General features: G+C 31.2%; 10 protein-coding genes. 8 read left to right on the top strand and 2 right to left on the bottom strand.

Annotated features, from left to right (window positions below; all coding sequences use genetic code 11):
* Together leuB and AB1Z17_RS02210 are read right to left on the bottom strand one after the other, a co-directional pair.
* Positions 1-1,073, bottom strand: a 1,073-nt coding sequence (leuB, locus tag AB1Z17_RS02215; RefSeq protein WP_368050156.1) for a 3-isopropylmalate dehydrogenase, incomplete at its 3' end; no start/stop codon positions are given.
* Positions 1,074-1,169: 96 nt separating this feature from the next.
* On the bottom strand, positions 1,170-2,345 hold the full coding sequence (locus AB1Z17_RS02210) for a 2-isopropylmalate synthase (protein WP_368050155.1): 1,176 nt from the start codon (positions 2,343-2,345) through the stop codon (positions 1,170-1,172).
* A 149-nt stretch (positions 2,346-2,494) separates the two neighbouring features.
* Between AB1Z17_RS02210 and AB1Z17_RS02205 the strand changes: the two genes are divergently transcribed.
* From AB1Z17_RS02205 to AB1Z17_RS02170, 8 genes are all read left to right on the top strand, one after another.
* Complete coding sequence (locus AB1Z17_RS02205) at positions 2,495-4,039, top strand: hypothetical protein (RefSeq protein WP_368050154.1); 1,545 nt, start codon at positions 2,495-2,497, stop codon at positions 4,037-4,039.
* 523 nt (positions 4,040-4,562) lie between these two features.
* Positions 4,563-6,245: a dihydroxy-acid dehydratase gene (gene ilvD, locus AB1Z17_RS02200; RefSeq protein WP_368050153.1), complete on the top strand. Its 1,683-nt coding sequence runs from the start codon at positions 4,563-4,565 to the stop codon at positions 6,243-6,245.
* A gap of 4 nt (positions 6,246-6,249) precedes the next feature.
* Positions 6,250-7,983, top strand: a complete 1,734-nt coding sequence (gene ilvB / locus AB1Z17_RS02195) for a biosynthetic-type acetolactate synthase large subunit (protein WP_368050152.1) — start codon at positions 6,250-6,252, stop codon at positions 7,981-7,983.
* Positions 7,984-7,985: 2 nt separating this feature from the next.
* On the top strand, positions 7,986-8,507 hold the full coding sequence (gene ilvN, locus AB1Z17_RS02190; protein WP_368050151.1) for an acetolactate synthase small subunit: 522 nt from the start codon (positions 7,986-7,988) through the stop codon (positions 8,505-8,507).
* A 107-nt stretch (positions 8,508-8,614) separates the two neighbouring features.
* Positions 8,615-10,087: a ketol-acid reductoisomerase gene (ilvC, locus tag AB1Z17_RS02185; protein WP_368050150.1), complete on the top strand. Its 1,473-nt coding sequence runs from the start codon at positions 8,615-8,617 to the stop codon at positions 10,085-10,087.
* Positions 10,088-10,097: 10 nt separating this feature from the next.
* Positions 10,098-11,360, top strand: coding sequence for a threonine ammonia-lyase IlvA (gene ilvA / locus AB1Z17_RS02180; protein WP_368050149.1), 1,263 nt, complete (start codon positions 10,098-10,100; stop codon positions 11,358-11,360).
* Between the two features lie 259 nt (positions 11,361-11,619).
* Positions 11,620-12,237 (top strand): GNAT family N-acetyltransferase, encoded by a 618-nt coding sequence (locus AB1Z17_RS02175; RefSeq protein ID WP_368050148.1) that lies wholly within the window; start codon positions 11,620-11,622, stop codon positions 12,235-12,237.
* A gap of 4 nt (positions 12,238-12,241) precedes the next feature.
* The coding region (locus AB1Z17_RS02170; protein ID WP_368050157.1) for an argininosuccinate synthase domain-containing protein at positions 12,242-12,393 on the top strand (152 nt) is incomplete at its 3' end.

Here is a 12,393-nt window from a genome sequence, read left to right as displayed (position 1 = left end):
TAAAATGTATTTTCATCATCTAAAATAAAATCGCTTAAAAAACTGCCAACGTTTGTTGTTGAAAAATGATTTGTACTATTTAAATCTGGTGTAGTTATGTTTAACTCAATAGATTTTTCAACTGCTGTTCTAATTGCTTCAGCTTCTTCGTTTAATTGAAAATGATCTAAAAGCATTGCTGCCGATAAAACTGCAGCTAATGGATTGGCAATATTTTTACCTTTCGCCTGAGGGTATGAGCCGTGAATTGGTTCGAACATAGCAGTATTTGTTCCAATTGAAGCAGAAGCTAATAAGCCAATAGAACCTGAAATTACACTAGCTTCATCAGATAAAATATCACCAAACATATTTTCAGTTAAAATTACATCAAACTGTTTAGGGTTTAAAATAAGTTGCATAGCTGCATTGTCAACAAATAAAAAGTTTAAATTTATAGTAGGGTAATTTTTTGAAATTTCAATTATACGTTTTCTCCATAAACGAGATGTTTCTAATACATTAGATTTATCAACCAACGTAAGTTTTTTACGTCTTACTTGTGCGCTTTTAAAAGCTAAATGAGCAATTCTATCTATTTCTTCAACGGTATACCTGCAAACATCAATGGCTTCAGTACCATCTTTACTTAATTCTTTTTTCCCAAAATAAATTCCACTAGTTAGTTCTCTAAAAATTACAAAATCTACACCTTTTATTACTTCAGCTTTTAAATTGGATTGATGTATTAAAGCTTCGTAAGTTGATAACGGACGAATATTTGCAAATAAACCTAAGCTTTTTCTAAGTTTTAATAAACCTTGCTCTGGACGTATTTTTGCCGTTGGATTGTTGTCGTATTTAGGGTCTCCAATTGCTCCAAATAAAATTGCATCTGCTTCTGTACAAATTTTTAAAGTTGCATCTGGTAATGGATTTCCTGTTTCCTCTATTGCAATTGCACCAACACTAGCATATGTATATATAAATTCATGGTTGTATTTTTCGGCAACTGCATCTAATGCTTTAACGGCTTGTTGAATTACTTCTGGACCAATTCCATCGCCTGGAAGCAAAGCGATATTTAACTTCATAACTATATTTATTAAAAGTTTTTATTTAAAAAATTTCAGGTCAAGTTAAGTTATTCTTTTCAAAAAAAACTAAAAATTATAGGATTATCTTTTGTATTAAATATGGATGTTTGTTTTATGAATATGATTTAATTCCATTAAGTGATGGATGTCACTATCATTTACTTCTTTATGAAAATCTGCAAATTTTAAAAACTGAGGATAAATATCATCTAACTGAATTTTTGTTAAATCATAACCAACATTTTTAGCTCTATAAGCCAATGCAGCTCTACCACTTCTGGCTGTTAAAACAATTGAAGATTCTGTAACACCAACATCTTCAGGATTCATAATTTCGTACGTTTCTCTATTTTTTATAACACCATCTTGATGAATTCCTGAACTATGAGCAAATGCATTTTCACCAATAACAGCTTTGTTTGGTTGCACTATCATTCCCATACTTCTTTGCACCAGTAAACTAGTGTCGTACAATAATTTTGTATTAATATTAGTATCTAAATTTAAATACGGATGTTGTTTCATTATCATAACAACCTCTTCTAAAGCAGTATTTCCAGCGCGTTCTCCAATTCCATTAATAGTACATTCTATTTGACGTGCACCATTTTGAATTCCTGCAATGGCATTTGCAGTAGCTAAACCTAAATCGTTATGGCAATGGCAAGAAATAATCACATTGTCTATACCTTTAACATTCTCTTTTAAATATTTTATTTTTGCCCCGTATTCATCTGGCAAACAGTATCCTGTAGTGTCCGGAATGTTTAAAACTGTTGCTCCGGCTTTAATAACTTTCTCTAAAACTCTTGCTAAATACTCATTATCTGTTCTACCTGCATCTTCTGCATAAAACTCAACATCTTCAACAAACTTTTTTGCATACGCTGTGGCTTCAAAGGCACGTTCAATTATTTTGTCTTGTGTAGAATTAAATTTATATTTAATATGAGATTCTGAAGTACCAATACCTGTATGTATTCTCGGTCTTTTTGCATATTTTAATGCTTGTGCAGCAACTTCTATATCCTTTTTATGTGCTCTGGTTAGACCACAAACTATTGCATTTTTTACTAATTTTGAAATTTCTTCAACAGATGTAAAATCACCTGGACTCGAAATTGGGAAACCCGCTTCTATAACATCTACTCCTAGTAAATCAAGTCGTTTTGCAATTACTAATTTTTGTTCTGTATTTAGCTTACAACCTGGGACTTGTTCTCCATCTCTTAACGTAGTGTCAAAAATTTGGACTCGATTTTTACTCATTTCTAATTTTTTTTTATCACTTTTGAATATCAAAAATATGGGTATACGTTTCTTAATATAGTAGTAAATATGGTTGTTTACTATATTCAAACGGATTGTATTTTTTGTAAACAATTAATTATCAATAAGATAAAAATAAAATAGTTACAATGGCTATTGATCAAAAAGATTCACTTTTTACTTTAATAAAGTCTCTTTCAAAATCTGAAAAACGACAATTTAAATTATATGTTGGCAGATTAGGTGGAAATGCAGAGGCAAACTTTATTTCTTTGTTTAATTTATTAGATAAAGTAAATGCATACGATGACAAGCTAATTTTAGAAAAGACCAATATAAAAAAACAACAAATTTCTAATACCAAAGCGCATTTATACCGTCAGATATTGGTGAGTTTACGTTTTAATCCTGTGCATCAAAATACGCGAACTCAAATTAGAGAACAATTTGATTTTGCCGCAATTCTATATAATAAAGGGCTTTATAAACAAAGTCTAAAAATATTAGACAAAGCAAAAGACATTGCCATTGCTAATGATGAAAATAATTTAGCCTATGAAATTGTTGAATTTGAAAAAGTAATTGAATCTCAGTACATTACACGAAGTATTAGTAATAGAGCTGATGAACTTACCATACAAGCAAAAGAATTAAGTTTAAGAAATATTAGAATTAGTAAATTATCTAACTTATCGTTACAATTATACAGTTTAATGCTACAAGCTGGTTATGTAAAAGATGATAAGGATTCTAAATTAGTAACTGATTATTTTGAAAAAAGATTGCCAAAATATAAGTTATCCGAACTTGGGTTTAAAGAAAAACTTTTTTTATATAAGGCATATTTATGGCATAGTTTAATTAAACAAGATTTTGTTTCTAGTTTTAAATATGCCCAAAAATGGGTAGATTTATTCGAAGAAAGGCCTGAAATGAAGAAACAAAATCCTGTTTTTTACCTTAAAGGGGTTAATTATTTAGCAGAATCTTTATATCTAATTAAGTATCGAAAAAAGTTTAATAAAGTACTTGAAACTCTTGACTTTGATATAAAAAATGATATGATTGTTTTAAATGAAAATACCAAAACATTGGCATTTTTATATTACAATCAAAACAAGTTAAATCTATATTTTTTAGAAGGAAAATTTACAAAAGGATTGGATTTTGTTCAAAAATTATTATTGGAAATTCAGCAATATGAAGAACATATAGATGCGCACCATACTATGGTATTTTACTACAAAATTGGATGCATGTATTTTGGGGCTGGAGATAATGAAAGCTGTATTTTTTATCTTGATAAAATAATACAGAATAAAGATTTAAAGATGCGAGAAGATCTGTTATGTTTTTCTAGAGTTTTAAATTTAGTTGCTCATTATGAGGCTGGTATAGATTCTAACATCGAAAAATTGATAGTTTCAACGTATAAATTTTTGTTGAAAATGAATGATTTACATCAAGTACAAAGGAAAATGATAGAATTTTTAAAGAATTTAAGCAATATTTATCCACAAGATTTAAGGAAAGAGTTTATTAAACTACACGCAGAATTAAAAAAATACGAAAACCATCCTTTTGAAAGACGTGCATTTTTATATTTAGATATATTATCTTGGTTAGAAAGTAAAATCTATAATGTGTCTGTAGAATCCATAATTCAAACAAAAGCAAAAAAACTCTTAAAATAAATTTGAATTAATTATTAGCAAATTAAAAAATATGTTACATATTTGTAACTTAATTATGAAAAACAGTATTATCAATATTATTTCTATAAAAGTCTCTGTAATTATTTGCAGGTGATTTAGGATTGTATTGTAATTTATAAATTATAAAACCTTCCTAAAATTTAGGAAGGTTTTTTTATTAAAAAAAAATGAATAGAAAAATAATAATTAGTGTCGTTTTAATTGAAGTCATTATCAGTACTATAATAAATTGATGCACTATTATTTTTAAAATTTTAAAAACCTGCATCAATGCTTTGATTCAGGTTTTTTTATAATATAATCATTGTAAAAAGAATCGAGTTAACTGTCATAAAAACAGAGTTTTATATAATAAAATTATAATGTGGCTATTGTAAAAAAAGCAAATGAAAAAATAATAAAATAAATGACTGAATTAAATTTGCGTCTTATTGAAAAATAAATAATAAAATCGATATTACTTTAAATATAATTTAAGATAATTAAAAAAGTATTAAATTAAATGCAACTAAATAAATATAGTAAAAGAGTAACCCAAGATCCAACACAACCAGCTGCACAAGCAATGTTATATGGAGTGGGACTATCTGATGATGATATGAAGAAGCCTCAAATTGGTATTGCAAGTACTGGTTATGATGGTAATCCATGTAATATGCACTTAAACGGATTGGCTGGAAAAATTAAAGAAGAAGTCAATAAAAATAATGAAGTCGGCTTAATTTTTAACACTATTGGTGTAAGTGATGGTATTTCTATGGGAACGTCAGGAATGAACTATTCCTTACCATCTCGTGATGTTATTGCCGATTCTATTGAAATAGTAATGAATTCACAAATTTACTATGGTTTGGTAACTGTGGTAGGTTGTGATAAAAATATGCCTGGAGCAATTATGGCAATGTTGCGTTTAAATCGTCCATCTTTAATGGTGTATGGTGGAACTATTGCTTCGGGAAAATACAACGGAAAAAAATTAAATATTGTTTCTGCTTTTGAAGCATTAGGACAAAAAATTGCTGGTGAAATCACCGATGAAGAATATAAAGAAATTATAAAAAATGCAATTCCAGGAGCAGGCGCATGTGGAGGAATGTACACAGCAAATACTATGGCTTCGTCAATTGAAGCAATGGGTTTTGCATTGCCTTACAATTCATCTATTCCAGCTGAAAATCCAAATAAAGAATCTGAAAGCGAACGAATTGCAGCAGCAATCAAAAATTTATTAGAGTTAGATTTAAAACCTTTAGATATTATCACTAAAAAATCGTTAGAAAACGCCGTAGCTTTGGTAAATGCTTTGGGAGGTTCAACAAATGCGGTTTTACATTATTTAGCAATTGCTCATGCAGCAGGTATTGAATTTACTTTGGAAGATTTTCAACGTATTAGCGATAAAACGCCTTTAATTGCCGATTTAAAACCAAGTGGAGAATACTTGATGGAAGACGTTCACGGAGTTGGAGGAACACCGGCTGTAATGAAATATTTATTAGAAAAAGGATTTTTACATGGAGAGTGTATGACTATTACAGGTAAAACATTGGCTGAAAATTTAGCAGATGTAAAACCTTTGAGTTTTGAAGACGATCAACAAGTAATTCATCCAACAGAAAAAGCGTTAAAATCGTCAGGAAATCTTCAAATATTATATGGAAACTTAGCTACTGAAGGTTCAGTTGCAAAAATTAGTGGAAATGAAGGTAATTTGTTTGAGGGAAAGGCAGTAGTTTTTAATAGTGAACAAGAAGCAAATGACGGTATTGGAGCTGGAAAAGTTTCAAGAGGAGATGTTGTTGTTATTAGATATGTCGGTCCAAAAGGAGGTCCTGGAATGCCAGAAATGTTAAAACCAACTTCTATGATTATGGGTGCTGGTCTTGGTAAATCTGTTGCTTTAATTACGGATGGACGTTTTTCAGGTGGAACGCATGGTTTTGTAGTAGGACATATAACTCCGGAAGCGCAATCAGGTGGTGGAATTGGATTGGTAAAAGATGGCGATATAATTGTAATTGATGCCGTTAATAAAACCATAAACATGAAAATTTCAGATGCAGAATTAACTGAAAGAAAAGCAAAGTGGACAGCACCAGCATTAAAACATACAAAAGGAATATTATATAAATACGCAAAAACCGTTTCTTCTGCTTCAGAAGGTTGTGTAACGGATAAATTTTAAACCTATGGAGACATTAAAAAACGAGGTTCAACAAAAAAACACTGCAACAACTGTTAAAATTACAGGAGCCGAGGCGGTTATAAAATGTTTGTTAGAAGAAAATGCTGATTTAGCATATGGTTATCCTGGAGGAGCCATTATGCCAGTATACGATGAAATTTATAATTATAGAAAAGATTTTCATCATGTATTAACCCGTCACGAACAAGGTGCTATTCACGCAGCTCAAGGTTTTGCACGTGTTACAGGGAAACCAGGAATTGTTTTTGCTACTTCTGGCCCAGGTGCTACAAATCTAGTTACTGGAATTGCCGATGCGCAAATAGATTCAACACCCTTGGTGTGTATAACAGGTCAGGTTGCTTCTCATTTATTAGGTTCTGATGCTTTTCAGGAAACCGATATTATTGGAATTTCAACTCCTGTTACTAAATGGAATTATCAAATAACCAAAGCTTCAGAAATTCCTGAAATAATTGCAAAAGCATTTTATATCGCTAAATCTGGTCGTCCAGGACCAGTGTTAATTGATATTACAAAAGATGCGCAATTTGGAGAAATAGATTTTTCATATAAAAAATGTGAAAAAATTAGGAGTTATAGAGCAATTCCGGCATTTGATATTGAAAAAATAAAGGAAGCCGCTGAAATTATAAATAGCGCTAAAAAACCATTTATTGTTTGGGGGCAAGGCGTTATAATTGGCGAAGCAGAGCAAGAGTTTAAGAACTTTATAGAAAAAACTAACATTCCTTCTGCTTGTACCGGTTTAGGACTTTCGGCGTTGGATACAGCACATCCATTAAATGTTGGTATGGTTGGTATGCACGGTAATTATGCGCCAAATGTATTAACCAATTCTTGTGATGTTTTAATTGCTATTGGGATGCGTTTTGACGACCGTGTTACTGGAAATTTAGCAACGTATGCAAAACAAGCAAAAGTTATTCATTTAGAAATTGATCCTTCAGAAATTGATAAAAACGTAAAAACAGATGTTGCGGTTTTAGGTTCAGTAAAGGAAACTTTAGTAGAAATAATGCAATATGTTGATAAAGCAGATCATAGCGTTTGGATGCAAGAATTTGATAAATTATATCAGATTGAAAAAGAAACTGTAATCGACGATCAATTAAATCCAACTAAAGAAGGCTTAACAATGGGTGAAGTTTTAGGAGGAATAAATAAGGAAACTGATGGAGATGCAGTAATTGTAACTGATGTAGGTCAACACCAAATGTTTGCTTGGCGTTATGCCAACTTTACAAAAACAAGAAGTAATGTTACTTCTGGCGGATTGGGAACTATGGGGTTTGCACTGCCAGCAGCGATTGGCGCTAAACTAGGTGTTCCAAATCGTGAAGTAATTGCAATTATTGGTGATGGAGGGTATCAAATGACTAGTAATGAATTAGGTACAATACTTCAAACAAAAGCGGCAGTTAAAATTGTTGTTTTAAATAATGGTTATTTAGGAATGGTGCGTCAATGGCAAGAACTATTTTTTGACAAACGTTATGCTTCCACAGAAATGGTGAGTCCAGATTTTGTAAAATTAGCACAAGCGTATGATATTGAAGCACAAAGAGTTTCAAAGCGTGAAGATTTAGCAGAAGCAATACAAACAATGGTACAATCAAAAGAAGCCTATTTTCTTGAAGTAGTTATTGAAAAAGAAGACAATGTTTTTCCAATGATACCAACAGGAGCAAGTGTTTCAGATATAAGATTAAGTTAATTATGGAAACAATTATAAATTTTACATTTTCAGTATATACAGAAAATAACGTAGGAATATTAAACCGCCTTTCAGCAATATTTTTAAAACGTCATATTAATATAGAAAGTATGGCAGTTTCAAAATCTGAAATAGACAATGTTCACAGATTTACTTTTGTAGTAAATATTTCAGAAATACAAGCCTATAAATTAGTAGGGCAATTAGAAAAGCAAATAGAAGTGATTCGTGCTTTTTACCATACGAAAGATGAGATAATTTATCATGAAACTGCACTGTTTAAAATTTCAAACGTGCATTTATATGATGAGAAAATTCAGAATAAATTAAAATTTAGAAGAGCTCATATTATTTCAATTACTGAGCGCTATTTTGTAATTGAGGCTTCCGGTTTAAAAGAAGATATTGATAATATGTACGATAAACTAAAACCTTATGGATTGTTGCAATTTGTGCGTTCGGGTAGAATTGCAATTACAAAACCTAAAATGGCTATTTCAGAATTATTACAGGAAATAAACTAGGTTTGAAGTCAGAAGTTGGAGGATTGGACGGAGTGCAGTGGCTGATCGAAATCTAAGCCATTATATCAAATAGAATAAATAATTAAATAGATTAACAAAAAATAAAAATGACAAATTATTTTAACACACTTTCATTAAGAGATAAATTAGATCAGTTAGGAAAATGTAGATTTATGGATCCTACAGAATTCAGTGATGGTGTAGCAGCTTTAAAAGGAAAGAAAATAGTAATTGTAGGTTGTGGAGCGCAAGGTTTAAACCAAGGTTTGAATATGAGAGATTCTGGTTTAGATGTTTCTTATACATTAAGACCAGCAGCAATTTCAGAAAAAAGACAATCGTTTTTAAATGCTTCTGAAAACAATTTTGCAGTAGGAACTTATGAAGAAATGATTCCAACAGCAGATTTGTTAATCAATTTAACTCCAGATAAACAACATACCGCAGTAGTTTCTGCAGTAATGCCTTTAATGAAAAAAGGTGCAACTTTATCGTATTCTCATGGTTTCAATATTGTTGAAGAAGGAATGCAAGTCCGTAAAGACATTACGGTAATTATGGTAGCGCCAAAATCACCAGGTTCTGAAGTTAGAGAAGAATTTAAACGAGGTTTTGGAGTGCCAACTTTAATAGCGGTGCATCCAGAAAACGATCCTGAAGGAAAAGGTTGGGACTATGCAAAAGCATATGCAGTCGGAACTGGTGGACATACAGCAGGAGTGTTAGAGTCTTCATTTGTTGCTGAAGTAAAATCGGATTTAATGGGGGAGCAAACCATACTTTGTGGATTGTTACAAACAGGATCTATTTTATGTTTCGATAAAATGGTTGATGAAGGAGTTGATCCGGGTTATGCATCAAAATTAATTCAATATGGTTGGGAAACAATTACCGAAGCTTTAAAACACGGTGGAATTACCAATATGATGGATCGTTTATCAAATCCAGCAAAAATTGCGGCATTTAATGCTTCCGAAGAATTAAAAGACATTATGCGTCCGTTATTTCAAAAACATATGGATGATATTATGAGTGGTCATTTCTCAAAAACAATGATGGAAGATTGGGCAAATGATGATGTAAACTTATTAACTTGGAGAGCAGCAACAGGTGAAACAGCATTTGAAAAAACACCTGCAGCTGATGTGGAAATTTCAGAACAAGAATATTTTGACAATGGAGTTTTAATGATTGCGATGGTGAAAGCTGGGGTTGAATTAGCTTTTGAAGCAATGACAGAATCTGGTATTATAGAAGAATCTGCTTATTATGAGTCGTTGCATGAAACACCTCTAATTGCAAACACAATTGCACGTAAAAAATTATTTGAAATGAACCGTGTAATTTCTGACACTGCAGAATATGGCTGTTATTTATTTGACCACGCGTGTAAGCCTTTAATTGCAGATTACGTTAAAAAAACACCAAGTAATTTTGTTGGAAGACCATTTAATGATGGTTCAAATGGTGTTGATAATAAAGAATTAATTGAAGTAAATGATGTAATTAGAAATCACCCTGTTGAAGAAATTGGAGAATTTTTAAGAGCATCTATGACGGCAATGATTAAAATAGTTTAAAGCAAAAGTTTTGAGTGAAACTATTAAAAATAGTATTTCATTAGAAGAAATATACAAAGCTCAACAGAGCATTAAAGGAGTTGTAAAAGCAACTCCTTTGGTGTTTATGAAGAATTTTTCTGAATATTACAATGCTAATATTTATTTTAAAAGAGAGGATTTACAAGTAGTTCGTTCTTATAAAATTAGAGGAGCCTACAATAAAATTCAAGGCTTATCAAAAGAAGAGTTACAAAATGGAATTGTTTGCGCTAGTGCAGGAAATCATGCACAGGGTGTGGCTTTTGCATGTAACAAATTAGAAGTATATGGTACCATTTTTATGCCAGTAACAACTCCGCTTCAAAAAATTGAGCAGGTGCGCATGTTTGGCGGTATTTTTATAGAAGTTAAATTGTTTGGAGATAGTTTTGATGACAGTCAAAAAGCTGCAGCTCAATTTTGCGAGCTTCATAAAAGCACTTTTGTACATCCATTTGACGATTTAGCTGTAATTGCGGGTCAAGGTACCATTGGATTAGAAGTTATTAATGATATTGATACAGAAATAGACTATTTATTTATGCCAGTTGGAGGTGGAGGTTTAGCATCAGGAGTTGGAAGTGTATTTAAAGCTTTAAGTCCAGCCACAAAGTTAATCGGAGTTGAACCAAAAGGAGCACCCTCATTAACAAATTCATTAGAAAAAGGTGAAAATACTACCTTAACTAAAATAGAAAAATTTGTTGATGGCGCAGCTGTAAAGCGCATTGGCGAGTTAACATTTGAGTTTTGCAAAGATTTATTAGACGGTACAGACACTATTTGCGAAGGTTTAATTTGTGCTACAATTTTAAAGGTATATAATGAAAATGCTTTGGTGGTAGAACCTGCGGGAGCACTTTCAATAGCTGCTTTAGAACAACATAAAGAACAAATTAAAGGAAAAACGGTTGTTTGTATAGTAAGTGGAGGTAATAATGATATTACCCGAATGGAGGAAATGAAAGAACGTGCTTTGCTATATCAAGGTTTAAAACATTATTTTATTATCCGATTTCCACAAAGGGCAGGTGCTTTAAAAGAGTTGGTGGTTGATGTTTTAGGACCAGATGATGACATTTCATATTTTGAATACACCAAAAAAAATAATAGAGATAAAGGGCCAGCTGTAGTTGGAATAGAATTAAAATCTAAAGACGATTTTGAACCTTTAGTAAAAAGAATGGAACAAAAAGGGTTTTTAGGAGAGTATTTAAATGACAATCCACAACTTTTTCAATTCTTGATTTAATAAAATGAAGGTCTTTGATAAATTAATTGTTAATTATAAGCGGTATTCATTGAAATATTGTTAATTATTAAACAAATTGATGTTTGCTTTAAAAATTTACGTACTATTGTACCAATGGAAATACAGAATTATAAATTATTAATTACACGTCGCTTCACTCGTCGCCCCTTGAGGGCTTAAATTTCTATTGATTACGGTGCGTCCGTTTTCACATTTCAAAAAACATCAAAATATATTTATAAAATTTAAAAAGTAATCAATGAAAGTTGCTATTGCTAATATATCGCATATTAAATATGCAGAAATAATTTGTAAGACTATTGAAGAGTCTGCAAAAGTTAGAGGTACTGGGATCGCACAAAGAACTCCGGAATACATTATAAAAAAAATTAGCACAGGTGATGCCGTAATTGCTATTGAAAATGATGAATTTGCTGGGTTTTGTTATATAGAAACCTGGGACAATGCTTCTTTTGTGGTAAACTCTGGGTTAATTGTACATCCTGATTATAGAAACCAAGGATTGGCAAAAACCATCAAAAAGAAAATCTTAGAGTATTCAAAAGAAAAGTATCCTGAAGCAAAGATTTTTGGAATTACTACTGGTTTGGCTGTTTTAAAAATCAATTATGAATTAGGCTATCAACCAGTAACTTTTTCGGAATTAACCACAGATGAAGCCTTTTGGAATGGCTGTAGAACCTGCAAAAATTTTGATGTTTTAACAAGAACAGAGCGTAAAATGTGTTTGTGTACCGGAATGTTATATGATCCAAAACACGAAAAAAAAATAAAAACACACAAATACAATTCAAAGGTATTAAGCAGATTAAAAAGAATAAAACAAGCATTATTTTTAAAAAAGAATAATAAATAGAATCATGGAAAAAGTTGTAGTTGCATATAGTGGAGGTTTAGACACATCATATTGTGTAAAATATTTACAAAACGAACTAAATTTGGAAGTTCATAGTGTATTGGTAAATACAGGCGGTTTTTCTTCGGAAGAACTAAAAGTTGTGGAAGCAAAAGC

It is taken from the genome of Lutibacter sp. (genome assembly GCF_040883305.1).
Lineage (GTDB): Bacteria > Bacteroidota > Bacteroidia > Flavobacteriales > Flavobacteriaceae > Lutibacter.
This window is presented reverse-complemented; position numbering and strand designations above follow the sequence as displayed.

Bases quoted from the DNA above. Each gene is read 5' to 3' on its own strand.
- AB1Z17_RS02210 (WP_368050155.1), bottom strand. From the start codon at position 2,345: ATGAGTAAAAATCGAGTCCAAATTTTTGACACTACGTTAAGAGATGGA.
- AB1Z17_RS02205 (WP_368050154.1), top strand. From the start codon at position 2,495: ATGGCTATTGATCAAAAAGATTCACTTTTTACTTTAATAAAGTCTCTT.
- ilvD (WP_368050153.1), top strand. From the start codon at position 4,563: ATGCAACTAAATAAATATAGTAAAAGAGTAACCCAAGATCCAACACAA.
- ilvB (WP_368050152.1), top strand. From the start codon at position 6,250: ATGGAGACATTAAAAAACGAGGTTCAACAAAAAAACACTGCAACAACT.
- ilvN (WP_368050151.1), top strand. From the start codon at position 7,986: ATGGAAACAATTATAAATTTTACATTTTCAGTATATACAGAAAATAAC.
- ilvC (WP_368050150.1), top strand. From the start codon at position 8,615: ATGACAAATTATTTTAACACACTTTCATTAAGAGATAAATTAGATCAG.
- AB1Z17_RS02175 (WP_368050148.1), top strand. From the start codon at position 11,620: ATGAAAGTTGCTATTGCTAATATATCGCATATTAAATATGCAGAAATA.